The organism is Rugamonas fusca (genome assembly GCF_014042365.1).
Taxonomy (GTDB): domain Bacteria; phylum Pseudomonadota; class Gammaproteobacteria; order Burkholderiales; family Burkholderiaceae_D; genus Rugamonas; species Rugamonas fusca.
Genome location: NZ_JACEZS010000002.1, coordinates 54,861 through 74,465 on the forward strand (window position 1 = coordinate 54,861; position 19,605 = coordinate 74,465).

At 61.8% G+C, this 19,605-nt stretch carries 15 protein-coding genes; 2 read left to right on the forward strand and 13 right to left on the reverse strand.

Going from position 1 to position 19,605, the window contains the following annotated elements; all coding sequences use genetic code 11:
• Positions 1-13 precede the first annotated feature (13 nt).
• From recD to H3H36_RS03610, 10 genes are all read right to left on the reverse strand, one after another.
• The gene (gene recD / locus H3H36_RS03565; protein ID WP_229219712.1) at positions 14-1,981 is read right to left on the reverse strand and encodes an exodeoxyribonuclease V subunit alpha; all 1,968 of its coding nucleotides are present in this window, start codon (positions 1,979-1,981) and stop codon (positions 14-16) included.
• The gene (gene recB, locus H3H36_RS03570; RefSeq protein ID WP_182214157.1) at positions 1,953-5,618 is read right to left on the reverse strand and encodes an exodeoxyribonuclease V subunit beta; all 3,666 of its coding nucleotides are present in this window, start codon (positions 5,616-5,618) and stop codon (positions 1,953-1,955) included. The genes recD and recB overlap by 29 nt, the downstream gene beginning before the upstream one ends.
• Positions 5,615-9,043: an exodeoxyribonuclease V subunit gamma gene (recC, locus tag H3H36_RS03575; RefSeq protein WP_182214159.1), complete on the reverse strand. Its 3,429-nt coding sequence runs from the start codon at positions 9,041-9,043 to the stop codon at positions 5,615-5,617. Before recC ends, recB begins: the two co-directional genes overlap by 4 nt.
• A gap of 309 nt (positions 9,044-9,352) precedes the next feature.
• Complete coding sequence (locus tag H3H36_RS03580) at positions 9,353-9,685, reverse strand: hypothetical protein (RefSeq protein ID WP_182214162.1); 333 nt, start codon at positions 9,683-9,685, stop codon at positions 9,353-9,355.
• A 408-nt stretch (positions 9,686-10,093) separates the two neighbouring features.
• Positions 10,094-10,453: a hypothetical protein gene (locus tag H3H36_RS03585; RefSeq protein ID WP_182214164.1), complete on the reverse strand. Its 360-nt coding sequence runs from the start codon at positions 10,451-10,453 to the stop codon at positions 10,094-10,096.
• A gap of 60 nt (positions 10,454-10,513) precedes the next feature.
• Positions 10,514-10,837 carry a low molecular weight protein tyrosine phosphatase family protein gene (locus tag H3H36_RS03590; protein ID WP_182214166.1) on the reverse strand — a complete coding sequence of 108 codons (324 nt, stop codon included), beginning with the start codon at positions 10,835-10,837 and terminating at the stop codon, positions 10,514-10,516.
• Positions 10,838-10,961: 124 nt separating this feature from the next.
• Positions 10,962-11,546: a hypothetical protein gene (locus tag H3H36_RS03595; protein ID WP_182214169.1), complete on the reverse strand. Its 585-nt coding sequence runs from the start codon at positions 11,544-11,546 to the stop codon at positions 10,962-10,964.
• Positions 11,518-11,910 (reverse strand): hypothetical protein, encoded by a 393-nt coding sequence (locus H3H36_RS03600; RefSeq protein WP_182214171.1) that lies wholly within the window; start codon positions 11,908-11,910, stop codon positions 11,518-11,520. The genes H3H36_RS03595 and H3H36_RS03600 overlap by 29 nt, the downstream gene beginning before the upstream one ends.
• A gap of 249 nt (positions 11,911-12,159) precedes the next feature.
• Entirely contained in the window at positions 12,160-12,486 is a 327-nt protein-coding gene (locus H3H36_RS03605; protein WP_182214173.1) for a ribonuclease E inhibitor RraB, read from the reverse strand.
• A gap of 739 nt (positions 12,487-13,225) precedes the next feature.
• Positions 13,226-13,573 (reverse strand): hypothetical protein, encoded by a 348-nt coding sequence (locus tag H3H36_RS03610; RefSeq protein ID WP_182214175.1) that lies wholly within the window; start codon positions 13,571-13,573, stop codon positions 13,226-13,228.
• A 139-nt stretch (positions 13,574-13,712) separates the two neighbouring features.
• On the opposite strand from H3H36_RS03610, the gene H3H36_RS03615 reads away from it, so the two are divergent.
• Positions 13,713-13,982, forward strand: coding sequence for a hypothetical protein (locus H3H36_RS03615; RefSeq protein WP_182214178.1), 270 nt, complete (start codon positions 13,713-13,715; stop codon positions 13,980-13,982).
• A gap of 71 nt (positions 13,983-14,053) precedes the next feature.
• Here H3H36_RS03615 and H3H36_RS03620 read toward each other — a convergent pair whose 3' ends face one another.
• Both H3H36_RS03620 and H3H36_RS03625 read right to left on the reverse strand, forming a co-directional pair.
• Positions 14,054-14,698: a dihydrofolate reductase family protein gene (locus tag H3H36_RS03620; RefSeq protein WP_182214180.1), complete on the reverse strand. Its 645-nt coding sequence runs from the start codon at positions 14,696-14,698 to the stop codon at positions 14,054-14,056.
• A 60-nt stretch (positions 14,699-14,758) separates the two neighbouring features.
• Positions 14,759-15,286 carry a DUF1697 domain-containing protein gene (locus tag H3H36_RS03625; protein WP_182214183.1) on the reverse strand — a complete coding sequence of 176 codons (528 nt, stop codon included), beginning with the start codon at positions 15,284-15,286 and terminating at the stop codon, positions 14,759-14,761.
• Positions 15,287-15,471: 185 nt separating this feature from the next.
• Here H3H36_RS03625 and H3H36_RS03630 point away from each other — a divergent pair, with 185 nt between their 5' ends.
• Positions 15,472-15,882 (forward strand): hypothetical protein, encoded by a 411-nt coding sequence (locus H3H36_RS03630; RefSeq protein ID WP_182214185.1) that lies wholly within the window; start codon positions 15,472-15,474, stop codon positions 15,880-15,882.
• A 41-nt stretch (positions 15,883-15,923) separates the two neighbouring features.
• Here H3H36_RS03630 and H3H36_RS03635 read toward each other — a convergent pair whose 3' ends face one another.
• On the reverse strand, positions 15,924-19,349 hold the full coding sequence (locus H3H36_RS03635; protein ID WP_229219713.1) for a CHASE domain-containing protein: 3,426 nt from the start codon (positions 19,347-19,349) through the stop codon (positions 15,924-15,926).
• Positions 19,350-19,605 lie beyond the last annotated feature (256 nt).

The following is a 19,605-nucleotide window of genomic DNA, read 5'->3' on the forward strand; positions in this document are numbered from 1 at the left end:
AGGGTCTGCCTGCTCAGTTGTCTAGAAGACCGCGCAAGCCCGAAGCCCGCTGGGTGCGCTGGCCTATGGCTTCGTGCAGCAACTGCGGGCTCGGTGACACGAGCGTGAAGTAGTTGCGCGCACGCGTGATGCCGGTGTAGACCAGTTCACGCGCCAGCGCGCCGCCCCCCTCGCGCGGCAGGGCCAGCACCGTGTGGTTGAATTCGGAACCCTGCGACTTATGCACCGTCATCGCGAACGCCGTTTCCACGTTGCGCAAGCGGGTGGCCAGTACGCTGCGGATGTTCTCGCCTTCCAGGAAATACACGCGCAAGGCGCCGGGCCGGGCCGGGTCCGCCAGCGTCAGCCCGATGTCGCCATTAAACACACCGGTGCCGTAATCGTTACGCGTGACCATGACGGGACGGCCCACATACCATTCGCCGCGGCGCCGTATCAACCCGGCCGCTTCCAGCCTGTGTTCGATCACCTCGTTCAATCCGGTCACGCCCCACTCCCCTTCGCGCACGGCGCACAGGATGCGGAACGCTTCGAACTCCTTGAGCACGGACGCCACCCAGCCATCATGGGCCGCCCCTTCCGGCGCGCCGGCCTGTACCATCCGCAGATACCCCTGATAGCCGCCGCCGACGCCGGACCGGCCCGCCAGCGCCAGTTGCACCACGTCCGATTGCTGGGCCGGCGCTATCCAGGCCACCGTGCCGTCTGTCGTGCCGCGCAACACTTCCTGGGCCTTGACACTATCGCCCGCGTTGACGGCCAGCGCCAGCGCGCCGATCGGCCCGCCGAAACGCCGGCTTTGCCGCAACATCACGGTTTGTTGTGCAATCGGGCCGCCTTGCCCTTGGAAAGTGGCCGGAATGTCCTGCCCCGTCGCGGCCGCCACATAGGCGAGCGTAGCGTCGTCGTAGCCGCCCGTCTCGGCCCGGTGGCACAGGTCGCCCAGCACGGCCCCCGCCTCGACGGAGGCGAGCTGATCCTTGTCACCGAGCAGGATCAGGCGCGCGTGGGGCGGCAAGGCAGCCAGCAGCGAAGCCATCATTTCCAGGTGGATCATCGACGCTTCATCCACGATCAGCACGTCAACTTCCAGCGGATTGCCCGCATGATGCTGGAACGCGCGCGTGTCGGGCCGCGCGCCCAGCAGGCTGTGCAGGGTGCGCGCCGCGCCCATGCGGGCCGCCAGTTCGTGCAGCGGCAGTGCCGGCCCGACCTTGGCGGCCAGCACATCGAGCGCCTGGTCGATCGATTGCTTGAGGCGGGCCGCCGCCTTGCCGGTGGGCGCGGCCATGGCGATGCGCATACCGGCCTGGCGCTGGCCCTCGGTGGCGAACAGCAAGGCCAGCAGCCGGGCCACGGTGTAGGTCTTGCCCGTGCCGGGGCCGCCCGTGATGATGCCGAGCTGGCCGCGCAGGGCGACGGCGCAGGCGATCTTCTGCCAGTCCACCCCGCCCTCGCGGGGCGCGTGGTCGAACAGCACATCCAGCCAGCGCCGCACGTCGGCCACATCCGGTGTGAGCGCCGCCAGCGCGCGGCTGCGCACGGCATGCGCGACCTGGGTTTCGTCGCGCCAGTAGCGCCGCAGGTAGAGCCGTTCGCCATCGAGCACCAGGGGCTGCTGGCAATCCAGGTCGCCCACGGACCAGACCTGCCCGGCGCCGGCCAGCGCCGCACGCCAGGCGGCCGCACTCCGGGGCCAATCACCCACGGCGTCACGCACAGGCTGCCACTGCTCGTCCGTCCAGCCCATCAAGGCGGCCGGCGCGGCGGCCAGATCGTCCAGCAGCAGACAGCTGTGGCCGCGCCCTTCCAGTTCCGACAGCAGTGCGCAAGCTGCCATCAACTGTGGCGTACTTCCGCCAACGGAGTCGATAAAGCGTGCAAATGCCCCGCTCAGGCGCCGCAACTGGCCCGCTTCCGTCAAGCCGTCCAGCACGGTGAACAGGGCCGGTTCATGCATCATGGTCATATTCGAGCTCATTCGTTTCGTTCAGCAACTGATCCAGCCCATCCAGCAAGGCCGGTTCGGGCGCCAGCAGGTAGCAGCCGTGGGTCTGCGGATGCACAATACCGCGCAGGAACAGGAAGATGGCGCCACCCAAGTGCAGCGCCGGGTCATACGCGTCGCCCAGGCGGCTGCGCAACAGCCGGTGCAGCGCCAGCATGTAGATCGCGCCCTGGATGTCGTAGCGATGTTCGGCCATGCCGGCCGCCAACGCCTGCCGGTGGTAGGCCGCGTCGCCCGCGCCCAGCGCGTTGGACTTGTAATCCATCACCCAGTAGCGATTTTCATGCTCAAACACCAAATCAGTAAAACCTTTCAACATACCGTGCAACTGCCGCTCGGGCAAGGCCGGGCGCGGCATGCCGTCCAGCAGATGCGTGCGGCACAAGCGGTCCAGCGCGCCGGAACTGAGGCGCTCGCTCGGGAACCAGAATTCCATTTCCGGCAAGGCGGTGGCCACGCGGCACAGTGGCGCGTCCAGCGGCGGCAGTGGCGTGGCGGCGATGGCGCGCAGCCAGGCATTGGTATCGTCGAGCCGGTGGCTCCAGCCGGCCCGCTCCACCCGCCGCGCCAGCGCCGTGTCGAAATACTCGCGCTCGACGACATCGAAGCCTTCCTGCCCCATCCACTCCAGCTGTTCGTGCAGGAAATTGCCCGGCACGGAACCGCGAGGAAAACGGTGCCAGGGTGCATCCTCCGTGCGCACCACGGCGGGACTGTCCTCCGCTTCCAGCAGCTTTTCCTGCAGGGCGTGGCGTGGCACGGGCGCGTTGGCCGGCCCCGTGCGCCGCGCCAGCGAACTGAAACTGCCCACCGACCAGTCGCGCTCGAACCTGCCCGTGTACGGCGCCGTTTCCAGCAGCGGCGGACGCTGCTCGACGCGGTTCAGCAGCGTGAACTGCCGGTCCGGTTCCAGCGCGCGCACGGCGATGGCGGCGCAGTCGCCCGCCAGGTGCCGCCACCGCTCCAGCAGCAAGTCGGCTGGCAGGCTCTCACCGCCCGTCAACAGATAACCGAGCGCCGACTCGTGCAAGGTGTTCTCGCCCGCCTTGCGGCCGGCCAGCGCGGCCACGCCCAGCCACAGCGCATGACGGGCGCGCGTGAGCGCCACGTACAGCAAGCGCAAATCCTCCTCGATGCGGGCCCGCTCCACCGCTTCCAGCGCGTCGTCTGTCAGGGCGAGGTCGATCTGGCGCTGGCCGGCGTCGTCCGTGTATTCGAAGAAGCTGCGGTTGCGCCGCTCGACCTTGCGCGCCGTGACGGCGAACGGCAGGTACACGAGCGGATATTCGAGGCCCTTGGACTTGTGAACCGTGACCACCTTGACCAGTTCCGCATCGCTTTCCAGACGCAGCACACGTTCATCGCCACCGTCCGTGCCGCCGTCGATCTGCTCGGCCAGCCAGCGGATCAGCGCCTGCTCGCCATCGAGCTGGCGGCTGGCCGATTGCAGCAGTTCGGCCAGGTGCAGCAGGTTGGTCAGACGCCGTTCGCCGCCGGCCTGCGCCAGCAGTGCTGCCGGCAGCCCCAGTTCGTGGATAAAGCGGCGCAGCATGGCCAGCACACCCTGGCGCTGCCAGACGATGTGCAGCGCCTTGAGCTGCTCCACCCGCTCCTCCCACGCCAGCTCGTCCGAGGTGAGGCGCGCCAACTCCGCCAGCGGCAGACCGGCCGTGCGGGTGGCGAAGGCAGCGCGGGCCAGCGCGCCGTCGAGCGGATTGGCCAGTGCCGACAGCCAGCGCAACACGTCGGCCGCCTCGTCGCTGTCGATCACGGAATCCTTGTCGGACAGGTAAACGCTGGCCACGTTGCGCCGTTGCAGCGCGCGCCGGACGGCGGCCGCCTCCCTGCGGTCGCGCACCAGCACGGCGATGTCGGCCGGCTGCAGCCGCAGGAAACCCTTGGGGCCATCGAAGCCGGCCCGCGCGTCGTTCAACTGGGCCACGATGTGCTCAGCGCAGTGATGGGCGAAAAAGTCCAGGTAGCCTTCCTTGCGCATGTCCGGCATGGCCGTGCAGCACACGGCCATGGCCGGCACCTCGCCTGCCACGTTGACCAGCCGCTCCTCGCGCCCGCGCGCGCCCACGGCCTCAAACGGCAGCGGATTGACGCCGTCCTTACGGAAGCGGAACGCGCCGCGCGGGAAGCCGGCGGACGCCCCATCGCCTTCCGCGTGCAGGAACAGGCGGTTGACGGCATCGACCACACCGGCCGTGGAGCGGAAGTTGGTGCCCAGCTGGTAATGGCGGCCCGTGGTGGCCTGCCGCGCCGACAGGTAGCTGTGGATGTCGGCACCACGGAAGCCGTAGATCGACTGCTTGGGATCGCCGATCAGGAACAGGCCCAGGCGGCGGTCGTTGTCCGCCACGCGGTACAACAGGTTGAAGATTTCGTACTGGTTGGGCGCCGTGTCCTGGAATTCGTCCACCATCGCCACCGGATACTGCTCCGTGATGCGCTTGCGCAGCGCCTCCGCGTTCTCGCCCTGCAGCGCGGCGTTCAGCCGGTCCAGCATGTCAGCGAAACCGAACTGGCGGTTGCGCCGCTTGAGTTCCGCCATGCGCCGCGCCACGCTGGCCGCCGCATGGCGGTACAGCGCGTGCGACAGCGGAACGATGGCCGCCAGCGCCTGCTGCAGCGGTGCGAGGGCGTCGAAATCGTCAGGGATTTCGGCCACATAATCCTTGGAGAACGCATCCGCGATGCCGTCGGCCGTGAGCCGTTTCCAGCCTGCCTCCGACAGTTCGGGCATGACCTGCAATGGCGACTGGGCCCATGCGCGCAGGCCGTCGAACCAGGCCACCAGCGAATTGGCCCGCATCTTGTTGCCGTTGAAGCACTTGGGACTGGCCTCGCGCTGGGCCGCGATCCACTGTTCCATGCGATTGGCGCGCGCGTGCCAGTCCTGCTTGAGCGCCGCCAGCGTGGCCTGCTGCTCGCGCAGGCCGCGTGCGATCAAGCTGGCCAGCGCTTCCCTGCCCTCGTCGCCATCAATGTCGGCCCGCCTGGCCAATTCGCGCACCGACTTCTTGAGCGCCTCCACATCGCCCCAGCAAGCGAGCAGCGCTTCCAGCCCATGCGCGTCGAGCGGATAAACCTGCTGGCGCCAGTAGTCGTGGGCCGCGTCGTCGAACAGGGTCTGCTCATCGCTCACCAGTTCCTCGTCGAACAGGCTGCCGCTGTCGAATGCGTGCTCGCGCAGCATGCGCTGGCACCACGCGTCGATGGTGAAGATGGCCGCTTCGTCCATCGTCTCGGCCGCCAGCATCAGGCGGTGCGCCGCTTGCTGGCGCGCCGTGTGGTCGGGGTAGGAGTCGAGCAGCGCGTCGAGATAGTCGTCGCGCTGGTCCGACTGGCCGCGGAAATAGGCGGCCGCCTCCACCAGCCGTTCCCGCACGCGGTTCGACAGCTCGCGGGTGGCCGCGCGCGTGAAGGTCATCACGAGGATATCGGCCGGCAGCAGCGGACGCAGGTAGCCATCGTCACCACCATGGCCCAGCACCAGCCGCAGGTACAGCGCGGCGATGGTCCACGTCTTGCCGGTGCCGGCGCTGGCCTCGATCAGGCGCGCGCCGTGCAGGGGAAAAGTCAAAGGTGCCAGCAATTGCGTCATGCGTGTTCCCCATCGGGCGTGATCGGTTCGACCGAAATGTGATCCTTGAGCCATGCGGCGAGCGGGCCATACAGGGCCTGGGCGCAATCGGCCCACAATTCCTCGGCTTCCAGCGCGGCGAAATCCGGCCACAGGCGCGCCAGGCACAGGTCGGCGTTCTCGCCATCGACATCGAAGCCGCCGTCATACACGGCGCGCGGGTCGCCGCCCTGCATCAAGGCCAGCGCCGTCTTGCACGCCGTGGGCAGCGGACGGTGCATGCCGTCGCGCCAGATGCTGACCAGGTCGCGCAGCGTTTGCAGCGCCGCGCCCTGCTCCAGCGGCGCCATGGCCACGATGGCGTCGCGCGCCACCAGGTAGCCGGTGACGGGCGTGCCGGCCGCCGCCGCCGCCAACTGGCGCAGCCACATGGGGATCAGCTTGTCGCCGCGTGGCTGTCCGCCCTTGTCCGTCACCTTGGACGACATCTGGGTGAGCCAGACCGTGTCCTGGCCGTTGCTGCGCAACTGGTCCAGCCAGTCGTCCAGCGGCACGCCGGACAATTCCAGGTTCAGCGCCAGCTTGGGCGCCGCTTGCGGATAGTGCTGGCGCAGCGTGAGCCATGCGCAGCGCACCGGCACCAGCGCGTCGACCAGCTGGCGCTGCCACTGCTGGCCGATCAGGCCTATCGGCAGCACGCCTTCGCGCGCCAGCCGTTCGGCGCGGGCGGCCAGATGATCGCGCACCTCGTCCAGCTGTTCCGTGTCGGCGCCCTCGTCGTCCAGCATCACGTCTTCGAGCAGATAGCGTTCCAGTGCGTTGAGCGAAAACGGTTCCTCGTCCTCGCCCACCAGCGTCGCGTCGCCGAAGATCACACCCAGCCGCTGGCGGAAGAAATAACGCACCGGCTGGCGCATGAAATTGGCCAGCGCGGACAGCTTGAGCCGGTATTTGTCGTCGATCTCGAACGGTGGCAGCGCGGCCGCCTCCTGCCGCGCATCACTGTCGGTATGGGCAACGCGCCATTCGCCGGCGTAGGTGAGCAAGCCCCCTGCTTCGAAATAACGGCGGCTGAACGGTTGCAGCGCGTGCTCCGTGGTGCGCGCGCGCAGGTCCAGCCCCCAGCCATTGACGAGGTAATCGCGCAATTGCGACACCAGCACCGATGGCGGCTGCTCGCTGTTGTCACGCACATTGCGGCCGACCCAGCTCACGTACAGTTTGTCGCGCGCGGCCAGCAAAGCCTCCAGCATCAGGTAGCGGTCGTCGTCGCGGCGCGAACGGTCGCCGGGGCGGGCCATGCCCGGCTGCGCCAGCAAATCGAAATCGGCCTTGGGCGCACGGCGCGGGAAGTCGCCATCGTTCATGCCCAACAGGCACACGACGCGGAATGGCACGGCGCGCATCGGCATCAGCGTGCAGAAGGTGACGCCACCGGAAACGAACTGGTGGTCCAGCGTGGGCTCGTCCAAGGCGCCCAGCCACGCTTCGCGCAGCACCGCCAGCGGCACGGCTTCATCGAAGCCGGCCGCCTCGCACGTGGTGAGCCAGTGGTTGAGCGTGTCGCTGAGCTGGGCCAGGGTGAGGCGGTCAGTCTCCTCGGCGCCATCGAAGAAGGTAGCCAGCAGCGCGCGCGCCTGCACGCCCCAGTCGGCCGGGGAGCGGGACTGGGCCAGCAACGCGCGCCAGTGCAGCAGCGCTTCCACCAGTTGCGCCAGCGAGCCGGCCAGCGCGGCATCGAGGCCGCCCACTTCCGCATACGGTTCGATGCCGGCGAAACTGGCGCCATCGCCGCTGGCGTAACCGAGCAGCATGCGGCGCACGCCGAAGATCCACGCATTCTGCTCGCCGGCCGAGCCCAGGCCCAGGCCATCGCGGTGGGCCTGGTCCAGGCCCCAGCGCACGCCGGCGCCTTCGATCCACAGGCCCAGCGTGGGCAGATCTTCGGCACCCAGGCCGAAACGCCGGGCCAGCGCCGGCACGTCCAGCAGATCGCGCACTTCGCTCTGGCGGCAGCGCTGCTGCGGCAGGCGCAGCAGCCATTCCAGCGCCACCAGCAGCGGATTGACGCTGCGGTCCTTCACGTCCGCGATCTCGAACGGAATGTAGCGCGGGTCACTGCGCTTGTGCTGCGCGAAGACGGCGTGGATGGCGGCGGAACAGGTGTCGATGTCGGGCACCATCACCACCACATCGCGCGGGCGCAGCGGCATGTCCGTCTCTGCGCCAGCGGCGAACATGGCCAGCAACTGGTCGTGCAGCACCTCCACCTCGCGCTGTACGCTGTGGGCGATGTGGAATTCAATTGAACGGTCCGCGTCCGGCGGCGGCCGGTGCGGATGCTCGGACAGCGGCAGCAGGTCGCGTACGGCCGCCTGCACCTGGCCCAGCAGGGTGTCGGCCTCGCCATCGCTGAACAGATCGACGCGCAGCGGCGCGCTGCCGTCCGCGCCCTGCGCTTCGGCCGCGGCGGCCGCCTCGGCATCGAATTCGTCCAGCATGCGGATGAAATCGCGCCCCTGGCGTCCCCAGCTTGCCAGCAGTGGATGGCTGTGCGCGTGCAGTTCTTCCAGCGGAATCTGGCCCAGGTCCTGGCCATTGCGCAGTTGCTGGCGACGGTGGGCGGCGCGCAGCAAGTCGCGCCCTTCGATGATGTCGCCCCAATAGAACTGGCACGGATTGGGCACGGCCAGCAGCACCTGCGTGTGGCGCGCCAGCGAAGCGAGCGCCTGCAAGCTCTGGTACGGCAGCGCCGACACGCCGAACAGCACGATGCGGCGCGGCAGGCGACCGGCCGGCGTGGCGCCGGCGGCGGTGGCGCGCACGAATTCCGTGTGCACGGTGGCGCGGCCCAGGCCACGCTCCTCCGGCGCCACGTCGGCCATCACGGCGCGCCACAACTGGCCTTGCCAGCACTGGTCGGGCGGCAGCGGTGCAATCTCGCCGCGCGCGCTGCGCAACTGGTCGCGGCCGGCGGCCCAGTCCTCCAGCCAGTCGGCGCGGTACACCTGGTATTGGTCGAACAGGTCGGCCAGCCGCTCGGCCAATTGGAGACGGCGCTCAGCCTCGCCGTCGGCCAGGAAGTGGCGCAGCGGCGTGAAGACGGCTTGGCCCAGCAGCGTGGGAAGCAGGCGCATCAGGCGCCAGGTGAGCGGGCCTTTGTCGAAGGCCGACAGGGCCGGCACGCGCTCGCGTCCCAGCATGCCGCGGTAGGTATCCCACAGGAAGCGGGCCGGCAGCGCCACGCGGGTGGCAGCGCACACGCCCAATTCCTCGGCCAGCGCGATCTTGAGCCACTCGGCCACGCCGTTCGACTGGACCAGGAAGATGTCCTGTTCCAGCGGCCCCAGCGGATGGTTGCGCAGCCACTGGAACACGGCCGCGCGCAGTTGTTCCATCTGGTTGCCGTGCAGGATAAGCAGGCCGGGGGTGATGCTCGATTGCATGGGGCTCCGTTTCGTGGCGCGCCGGACTGGCGCCATGCGCATTATCGCCGTTGGCGCGCCAGCGCGCAGCCCCTTGAGTGCGGTTTAGTTTGGCTTTTTTGGTATGGCGATGCTTGCCGGGATTAGCAAGCATGGCGGCTGGCAGGGAAACGGACCGCACGGGCTTTATCGCCTGATCTTCGTTTTTATTTCGCTGCGGCTGCATTTCATCGAATATGGATGGGGCTGCATACGCCCCGAAACGGACCCTCGCATTTATTATTGAATCCGCACCCCAAAGTAGTCACTGCGAAAAACAAGAACAAAGTCTTACCATTTACAACCCTTATCGGAGAGTGCTCCCCGCAAAAGAAACGGCAGTTTCATTAAACCACTAAATTCAACCGATCCGACTTTAGGTTTGTAATCGTTGTCACACTTCGGACGCCTCGCTCGTTCAAGCGTTTCTTGCCCAACATCAGCCGCTAAGGCACCCGGTTCTTGCTTTTGGGCGGCGTGACCTGATCGGACACCCTGTCGTTCCATTTCTCGCCTCGCAAACGCTCTAAGTTCTTCAATATCCAGTCGTGCCGGTGTTTCAGTTGGAGTTTCTGCATGTAGCGTATCCGTCACATTCGGCACTGCCGCTTCGATCGTCTTCATATGAGGGACCCGCGTGTCCGCTTCATACGTCAAGTCGGGGAGCTCTTGTTTTCGCTTGGGGGAATGCCGGGATGCCAAAAATGTCGCCTTTGGTCTGGTGGACTTGACAGCTGATACATGGCGGGGCTAGCTAGGTTGCGGTTTAATATAAACCATGGCAGAAGACGGGAGGGCCATGGCACGCTTATGATGAACACAGACATCGACCTGACGTAGATTAAGTAAAACCCATACGGCGCCATGGATTAGTGTTGATATAAACACGCCCAAAACCACAGGCGTTCTCTTTCGACGGTGGGAAAGAGTAGCGTACATGTTTCGGATCAGTTGATTACCCACTATATTTTGTTGCAATCCCAATTTTTTTGGATTGCTCGACAGTCTGCTCTTGGCCGTGACACGACAAGACTACCATCGCACAGCAGACACTTTCGCCCGCAGATTATTTCCAAGCTTAGTACCGAACCAAACAAGCACAGCAAAGGTGGCCAACAAGGGAAGCGCCAGTAAAGCAAATCCGTATGTGGCCATCACTACAGGCGACCACAATATCAGTGTGCCGATAAAAGTACCAATGCCGATAGTTCTATGCCACGGTCGTCCGATAAAGATCCCTTCCAACATCCCTGTTGACAGTCCAATCATGACGACAACGAGCCACTGAGCTGAACCAGAAAAATTCTCAAAGGCAGTGTGTACGATAAAGGCGATGAGAGGATTTACCACAGCACTGAACACGCCTATTATCACTGTCTTGGGTATATTCATTGCTTTCGAACGGTCAGGATTATCAGGAAATTTATAGGGCGGCTTCTGGCCGGCAAGAGACTAACGTAAGAACTTGCCTGCCTTTACCTCAAGCAGCTTAATAAGCTCCGGCTGCATAAACTCATAGTCATCAGGGATGTCCAAACAGATGATGCGCTTCCCATTCAGATAAGAGCGAAATTTGGACGAGAGACGATTTCGATGAGTCTTCTCCATTACAAATATGATGTTCGCCCACTCTATCTGTTCGGTGGAAAGCGGCACGGTCGCATCACCACCGAGCCCTGCAGAGTCTGTTTCGACATCTGGCCAGCTTGCGAAAATCTGCTCGGCTGTCGGACTTCTCAGACGATTCTGGGAGCAGAGGAACAAAGCACGCTTCAATCTATTTCATCCTCAGAGTTTTCAAAAAAAAAGGGGCAGCCAATGGCCGAACTCTGCCTGTGGCATCTCCATGCACGACCAGCGGAGCTGTAAGGCATCCGTTGGATTGTATGGTAGGGCATAGCTACCAAATTACCAATCGCCCTTCAGGGTAATTCCCCTCGATCCATCCACAAGGAAAATGGCCAGCTTTGTAGACGCTCAATAATGGCAGGAAGAACGACGTCGGGGATGCACATAGTCGATACGCATTTTCCATGCATGCTCCAAGCACGTCCCAGCTTACACAATCCACAAACACTTTAGCAAGCCCATGCTTGTAAGCATATGGCTGCCAATGTCGAGAAACCAGCGGCTCAATGACAAAGCGTTTGATTTCACGAGCTATCTCATTCCAATTGGCGTACTCCGAACTGTGGTTCTTATGAAGAAATTCAGTAAGCCTATTTCTGGCTTCGAGCGTAGTGTTTTCCCAGCAAAGATCAAAGGCACTCTCCATTGCCTGCGACTGCGATGCAAAAGCGATGGGCTCAAAGGGCAACGTGGGAGGCACTTCGCCACAGTGCGAAAACCATTTGATTTCATGCAGCCCAAAGATGAATTCAGGCCCTAGGTTCAAGATTTCATCCACTGGGTTATATTTCGTTTGCTTCTCAACGTCTGTTAATGGCCGTACACCGTCATTTGATAATGACATATCGAGCGACACAAGCATTTGCTACTGTCGCTGCGGAGTTCAGGTCGGATTTTTCATCGTTTGTGTATTCCAGGTAGGTCGGGTACGTCAAAAAGCCAACTCGCAGGCCGCTTTCAGCTACCCATTGCATAACCGCCCCCGAGTCATCAATCGTGGAAACAGCACAAAATTTTAGGTTTTCGGACTTCACATACGGTTCTGCAAAGGTCAGAAAATCACTGACGCCTTCACGCGTATTTTGAAATGAACGCTCCACAAAGCCATCCTTCGTTTCAACAGCTACGTTAAAGCCAGACGAGAGAATAAGGATTGCCAGAATTTTTGTCATTAGATCGCTTCCAAAAATTAAGGACAGCTGCTGGCCGGATTCGGTCAAGGTTTATATTTTCTTCTCAAGAAAACTGAAATGCATAACACGGACACACTTAATGTCGAGAAAGCAACCAATGTACTCTGACTAACTTGAAACAACCAATTTAAAGATTTCATCGAAACAAAAACAATAAATGTCAATAGTACCGAAGTAAAACTTAATGCCAACAGAAACGCTATAATTCGGTTTTTCATAAATTCCTTTTTACCAGCTAATTTTATTCTGAATGACCGTTCTTGGCCGCTATCAGACTCATTGCAGCACGCCCCATGATTCACCCCCCCCGAACCGGACCGCCATTTCAGAGATGGATTTTTGGATAGACATAACTAATTCGTACGTTGGCACAGCATTTAAGACGAATTGGAAATATCCGTCGCCACTCGAGTCAGGGGAATAAATCTTCACATTCTTAAATTGCGACCGAAGCATACTCACTAGTTCTTCGGAAGGTGGCCACGCATCAAAATCTACATTAAAGTCGATATCGACAGCCTTATCGAAGTCAAACCCACTTTTCTGCATTCTACGAAAAACATCCCCATCTGCGTCATTGGGCCAGCTTACTTTTGAAGGCATTTCATTTTTTCCTAAAAATACGGCCGTCCGCTCTTGCCGAACTGTGACCTATTCTTCATCTCGCAAGACGCCTCCACGGATGGCTCGATTTCTCATTTCGAGGACCCAGGGATTCGTAGAGCCATTTAGGCGCTCTTTAATTGGCCAGCCTGGTGCAGTCTCTATCAAGCACATCAGCGATGAGGCGAGGCCGAAACACCCATCTTCGCCAAAAAGACTCAGCAGCGCAATTGCCTCTTCGTCGGTAACGGGCCGTTTGATTGCGCGATATTCGATCTCGTATTTGCGGAGTCTGTCGACGTCGCCTTCGTCTTCGCTAGGCAACGTGTCCAAATCGATTAGCCTTCGAATTTCCGCTCGCATATCAATCCCTGTCAAACGCCACAGATAGCTCCTGGCCGATATCAGAAATATCGGAAACTACATCAAGAAGCGCAGATTTATTTTTTCTTATTAATCCAATATATTTCAGCTACGGCATACAAGAGAGCGACCAGAAAGATTCCGAACATGATCGCGACACAGCTTGCTAGCGTTAGTTGTCCATCGCACCAATATTTAATTCCAACGTTAATTACGAACACCAATAAAACCATCCGAAATTGACGTTTTATAACGGCAATTAAAGCGACTCGCATTTTATTCATTTAATTTTACTTTCGATAATCCGTACGTCTGCAATTGGCCGAAAATAGCCTCCAGCCCCTCCCAGTGATGTATCCACCCGCCAAAACTGACGTTAGTCATAGCCTTCTTCGCCCCTAAAGACGCAAAATATATTCACAAGAAGCATGGCAATAGCATAGGGTAGCGAGAGAATGGCAACGACTAGTCCATATGTATCCCATCGGCCATCCCCCGTACCAAAAAATATATTCGAGGAAAAATAAATCAAGGCATATAAAACCACCAATGCGGCCCAAATAATAAGTGCCGCGCCTAAAAATTGAACTCGATTACAGTCAAAAATTGAGCGCATGCCAACTTCTCCTCCGGCAGCGACTGGCCTGCTTGGGTCAAAGGGCACAGGATACCAGCTTGCCAAAATGAAAAAGTCACAAATTCCCACGAACTGAGGTAATTTCATCGGTAACGCGCTTTAGTCAAACTGGACATTACTACTTGGTAATGCGTCGCCTCCGACACTTTGGTTACAATACGTTACATTTCAACTTCGAGCTTGTAATAGTGCAAGTGGCGATAACGTGCTTAGTCTGCGAAGAATCGTGCTGTACAGTATGGTATTGCTCTTTAGTGCGTGTGATGAGCAACGCGCAACCGTTGCCGACAATGTGCCTGACCATACGGCGACCTTTTATCTCCAACATCCGTTGGAGGCAGAAATGGTCGCCCGGCTCTGCACCCAGCTGGACGCACGAAATAAGAAAACCCTCGATGCCGCTGCCTACGAAGAGTGGCTGACATCCGAGGACTGGAAGCGATGCGAAAACGCGATTTTCGTCGTCGATTCAAGAGCCATTGGTACACTTTTCTGAGTTTTCGCGCGCGTGGTGCTTCCTTGAGGTCCGCCGCTTGCCGCAAGCAGGAGATAACGTCAATTCGTCCATTACCGGCGCCGAAGCACGACGTGGGTCGCCTTTTCCGTTCCGACAAATTCGACGCACTCGTATCCGAGCGCCCGCAGGTCCAGGCCTTCGAACAATGGTTCGCCCCGGCCCAACAAAATGGGAGAGATCGCGATATGCAATTCATCGATGAGCGCCGCCTGTAGATATTGCCGGATCACATAAGCCCCGCCACCAATGCGCACGTCCTTGCCATTCGCAGCCTGGCGAGCCCGGTCCAGCGCTTCGTGTATGCCGCCTGTGACGAAGTGGAACGTCGTGCCGCCCTCCATCTGGAGTGATGGGCGTGGGTGGTGGGTCAGGACGAAGACGGGTACATGATAGGGCGGGTTATTCCCCCACCAGCCCTGCCAGCACAAATCAGGCCAGGGGCCGCGAACCGGCCCGAACATGTTTCGCCCCAGAATCCACGCACCGACATTCTGGAAGCCCCGCGCGGCGAAATCCTCGTCGACGCCAGTCGTGCCCTCTCCCAGTCCGTGTGCGCGCTGGAATGTGCGCGTTGGGACCATCCACTGATGCAAATCCCGGCCCCCTACGCCGAGCGGATTATCGAGATCCTGATCCGGGCCCGCTCCATAGCCATCGATGGAAATCGTGAAACTTTCAACTCGAACGCGTGTCATGCTGACTCCTCCATTGGAATTGATGCCATTGGCCGAGGGAGCCGGACCACAACACGCTCCTTAGCCGCGTGCCAGTTCGTACAGTCTGGTGGTGGTATTCCAGTTGCGTGTGGTGGCGCGCAATTTCAGCACCCGCTCAAAATAGCTGTTATTCAGTTTGGTCTTTCCATACCCGCCAGGGCAATGCACATAGACCACTTTTTCGCCGATGGAGAATTCATCGGGCAGGAAGCTGCCGCGCTCTACGGTGGCGTCACCTTCCGCCTTGAGGAAGGTGAAATACAGGGTCGCCGTGTCGCGCCCCTTCCAGGCGGCCGGCACCGCGTCGATAGCCGCCTGGATCTCCGCTGCGGTGCGGGCCAGCACATCAACGTCGGCATACCCGAACTCGCGGCAAATAGCGCGTTCCAGGGTCGTTTCCAGTGCCACCGCATCGAGTTCGCTATTCAGGGCGATATTGCCACTCTGCAGATAGCTCTCAACCTTGGTGAAACCAAGTGATTGGCAGACGCCGACCAGTTCCTTCATCGCGATCTTGCGCTGACCACTGACGTTGATGCCCCGTAACATACATGCGTAACGCGTCATACAGCTTCCCAAATAAGCACTATTGCATAAACATTCATCTATTATCAAACAGATTATAGGCGGCGAGACCAGGTTCTGCTGAACTATTCTGCGGCAGGCAGCAAGCGGAACGACGCAATATTTGGAGAGAATTCCATGCAGCAAGATGCAGTACCATTTGCGCCATCATGTTTCCGGAGTGCCGCATGTCGATACGTCCCGCAGGAGTTTGCCTTATTTTTGCGCTGGGCGTGGCTGCGGCCGCTGCCCAGGCCCGTGGCGTCGAGGACATGCCGCCGCCGCACTTTTCCATCTCCATCCAGGGTACCGGCATCGCCGGCAAGACGCTGGAACTGGACGCCCCACCCTACAGCAAAACGGTGGTCGAATCACTGGGCGATCTGACGGTCGAACTCACGCCACGCCAGGATACCAATCCCAATGGCCGGGCCGTCGTGCGCTTGCTGCGCAATTATGAGGGTGCTCGCGTGCTGCTGCACACGGCCAAGGTGGCCGGCAATAATCAAGGGAAATGGCAGTTGGCTTACCTGATCTGCAACGATGCGGTGACGTTCATGTCGCCGGCACCGCAACCCATGCCCGGCTGCCGTCCTTAACGGCTATGCGCCGCCGTCGGTGCGGCGCATCATGATCTGGCTCAGTCCGCCGCCAACGCAAGCAACTCCTGCGCCACCAATTCATTGAGCTGCGCCAACATGGCGTGCATTTGCCCCACCAGTTGACGCGCCCGTGCGGCATCGGGTTCCTTGCGCATTTGCTCCAACGCCAGGCACAGGTTGCCAAAGCGCATGGCCCCCACGGCGCGGGCGGACGATTTGATGCGGTGCCCCAGTTCCGATAGTTGCGTCAGGTCACCCTGAGCCAGCGCCGCGTCCACTTCCACCATGCCATCGCGGGCCGAATCCAGGAACAGCATCGCATACTTGCGCATCTTGTCCGGCTTGTTGCCGAAAGTCTGGCCCAGGGCGGCCAGGTCGAACATCTCAGCCTCATCGGCCTGCGGCGCCGGGGTGGCCTGGCCGGATGCTGGCACGGCCGGTGCATTGACACCATCGACCGGGGGCGCTACGGATGTTGCGCCGGCTGGCAGGCCCATGGTGGCGGAATCGGCGCTGGCAGCCTGGGCGGCGCCGGTCATCGCCGGACCGCGGCTCGCGGCGGCCGGACTGATGGGCGATGCAGCGGCGTCGGCAGCGGCCGCAACGGGGCTGCCGGCCGGCGTGGACGCGGGAAGTGGCACGGCGGGCACAGCCCCCACGCCGGCCGCAACCCCGGCGGTAGCCGGCGGCGCCGTCAGCAACGCCTTGCTGGCGGTACCGGCGGCAACGCCGGCAGGGCTAGCCGTGTTTGCCGGACTAGCCGTGCCGGCCGTCGTGCTCGCGGCCGGGACAGGCAAGGCCACGTCCGGCACCAGCCTGGCGGCCGGTGGGTCGGCCAAGGCGAGCGGGCCGGCCGCCCGCGCCCGCTGGTTCATCCATTTTGACAACACGTTAAACAGCAACTGGGGAGCGATCGGCTTGGTGACGAACTCATCCATGCCCGCTTCGATGCAGCGGCGCTGGTCTTCACGGCCGGCATTGGCCGTCATGGCGATCACCAGGGTGGCTTGCAAGCGGGAATCGGAGCGGATCAGACGCGTGGCTTCAAAGCCGTCCATGACCGGCATTTGCACGTCCATCAGCACGCAGTCGTAGCGCTTGCGCAGCAGCATGTCGATGGCTTCCTTGCCGTTGTTGGCCACGGCCACGATGGCGCCCGCGTCCTCCAGCAATTCCTGGCCGACTTGCTGGCTGAATACGTTGTCCTCGACCAAGAGGATGGACGCGCCCCGGATGCTGTCGAGCACATCGGGCAGCACGGCGCCGTCGTTGGGTTCGAGGAAACTGGTCCCCTTGCCCAGCCGCGCCGTGAACCAGAACGTGCTGCCCTCGCCCAGCCGGCTCTCCACGCCCACGGTGCCGCCCATCAGTTCGGCCAGTTGCTTGCTGATCACCAGGCCCAAGCCCGTGCCGCCGTACTTGCGCGTGGTCGAGGTATCGGCCTGGTGGAACGACTGGAACAGGCTGCCCATCTGGCTCAGCGTCATGCCTATGCCCTCGTCCTGCACTTCGAAACGCACCAGGGTGGCGTTGTCGCGATCCTCCACGGGACGGGCGCGGATGTGGATCTTGCCATTTTCGGAGAACTTGATGGCGTTATTGGTGAAGTTAAGGAGGATTTGCTCGAGCCGCAAGGGGTCGCCGCGCAACTGGTGCGACAGGCCCGGCCAGATTTCATAGACCAGCTCCAGCCCCTTGCGGGCGGCGCTCTCGCCTAGCTGGCTGGAAATATTGCTGAGCAGCGTGTCGAGCGCGAAGTCGGCCACTTCCAGTTCCATCTTGCCGGCCTCGATCTTGGAAAAGTCCAGGATGTCGTTGATGATGCCCAGTAAATGCTGGCTGGAGTGGAAAATCTTGCTCAGGTAATCGCGCTGCTTGGGGTCGCTCACGGCTTTCAGCGCCAGATGGGCCATGCCGATGATGCTGTTCATCGGCGTGCGGATCTCGTGGCTCATGTTGGACAGGAAATCGCTCTTGGCCTGGTTGGCCGCGTCGGCCTGTTCCTTCAGCTTATGCAGCTCCGTCACATCGGTCGACAGCGCGATGACGGCCGTTTCGGCGCGGTCGATCTCCACCGGCACCTTCACCGTCCACAAGTGGTGCACATTGCCGTCGCTGTCCGTGTACTGTTCCTCGCCGGCGCGCTTGACGTTGTCGGCGATCACGGAACGGTCGTCGGCCCAGGCCGCGTCGGCGGCCTGGGCCGGCATCAGTTCGCGGTCTTCCTTGCCGATGATGTCCTGCGCGGGCAAGCCCATCACTTGCGCCACCTTGGCGTTGGCATAAATGTAGCGACGGTCCTGGCTCTTCATGTAGACGCGGGCGTCCACGTTGTTGAGCACGGTGTCGAGCAGCAAGCGCTGCTTGATGGCGCTGCGGCGCGACGAATACAGCATGAAGAAGTAGCCGTAGATCAGCATCGTGCCGGCGAAGCCCGTGACCAGGGCGATGCTGGGGAAATACGTGTCGAACACGGTCAGCAAGTCGGCCTTGCGCACGACGAAATGCGCCTTCCACAAGGCGCCGTTGAAGTCGATCGGCAGCACGGACTGGAAGAATTCAGCCTCGTGGCCCGCGGGCAGCACACTGGGCTGCATGGAACCGTTGTCGTTAAACAGCAGCCGGTCCGTCTTCTCGATCACCAGGCGGCGCTGCTCGACGTCGGTGCTGCCGTCCGCGTACAGGGTCAGGTGCACCTGGCGCACGGCCATTTCGTCGATGGCGCCCTGCACCAGCTTGGGCACGCTGAAGCCGATGCCCACCGTGCCGAGATAGGCGGCGCGCCGGCTGACCACGTCCGTCACCGGCATGCCGCGCCGGTACACGGGCAGGCGCATGCCCAGCCCGATGTGGGGCGTGGGCTGGTTGACGACGATGGGCTGGCCCGACGCCCCCACCTGGCCGTTGTCGCGCGACAGTTCCATGGCGCGGTCGATGGCGGGGTTGGCGGCGATGTCCACGCCCATCTTCTCCTGGGCCAGCGCGGTCGGTTCCAGATAGGTCAGCACGGCGTAATGGGCGCGGCGGCCGGGCGGCTTGATGTCGAATTTGGGATAGCCTTGCGGCTCCAGGCTGCGGTCGGCCCGCACGGCCGCCACGAACGCGTCGCGCTGGGCATCGGTCACCAGCGGCGCCCACGTCAGCGCCTCGATGGCCGTGAAATGCTGCGGCAAGTCCAGGCTGGCCACATACTGGTGAAACTGCAGGCGGCTCAGGTTGTCCGTGGTCTGGAACAGCGCCACCAGGCCGCGCACCAGGTCGGAATACGATTTGACGCGGGCTGAAATACTGTACTGGGTGCTGCGGGTCAGGTTCTGGAAGCGCTGCTCGGCGTCATCCTCCACGGTCTTCAGGGCGGCCGCGTACAGCGTCATGCCGACCGCCAGCGCCAGCGACAAGCCCACGCCCCAGATCAGCATGCGCGAGCTCGTCAGTGCCTTCCCCAGCTTAACCAATGTGCGCATCGTCCATCACTTTATGTCTGAAGAAAAGCAGGCAATGACAGCCTGGCCAGGACGCCTGATCGAAAGAAATTTGCATCACAGCAGCATACTATTAATGACGTCGGGTAACCACGTTTTCCTGCAAAAGCCAGCTTCAGTTTTCCGCCTTACGACATATATCAACAGTCATGCTGGATATTCTGCGCCTTGTGCGGAACCGGCGGCGGCGCCTTGCACTCTAACTCTTCAGTTGCAAGGAGAAAGTCGTGAGCGCAGC

Excerpts from the sequence above, each read along its gene's own strand:
- H3H36_RS03585 (WP_182214164.1), bottom strand. The coding sequence starts at position 10,453 with ATGAATATACCCAAGACAGTGATAATAGGCGTGTTCAGTGCTGTGGTA.
- H3H36_RS03610 (WP_182214175.1), bottom strand. The coding sequence starts at position 13,573 with ATGAAATTACCTCAGTTCGTGGGAATTTGTGACTTTTTCATTTTGGCA.
- recB (WP_182214157.1), bottom strand. The coding sequence starts at position 5,618 with ATGACGCAATTGCTGGCACCTTTGACTTTTCCCCTGCACGGCGCGCGC.
- H3H36_RS03635 (WP_229219713.1), bottom strand. The coding sequence starts at position 19,349 with ATGCGCACATTGGTTAAGCTGGGGAAGGCACTGACGAGCTCGCGCATG.
- H3H36_RS03620 (WP_182214180.1), bottom strand. The coding sequence starts at position 14,698 with ATGACACGCGTTCGAGTTGAAAGTTTCACGATTTCCATCGATGGCTAT.
- H3H36_RS03605 (WP_182214173.1), bottom strand. The coding sequence starts at position 12,486 with ATGCCTTCAAAAGTAAGCTGGCCCAATGACGCAGATGGGGATGTTTTT.
- recC (WP_182214159.1), bottom strand. The coding sequence starts at position 9,043 with ATGCAATCGAGCATCACCCCCGGCCTGCTTATCCTGCACGGCAACCAG.
- H3H36_RS03625 (WP_182214183.1), bottom strand. The coding sequence starts at position 15,286 with ATGACGCGTTACGCATGTATGTTACGGGGCATCAACGTCAGTGGTCAG.
- H3H36_RS03580 (WP_182214162.1), bottom strand. The coding sequence starts at position 9,685 with ATGAAGACGATCGAAGCGGCAGTGCCGAATGTGACGGATACGCTACAT.
- H3H36_RS03630 (WP_182214185.1), top strand. The coding sequence starts at position 15,472 with ATGTCGATACGTCCCGCAGGAGTTTGCCTTATTTTTGCGCTGGGCGTG.
- recD (WP_229219712.1), bottom strand. The coding sequence starts at position 1,981 with ATGAGCTCGAATATGACCATGATGCATGAACCGGCCCTGTTCACCGTG.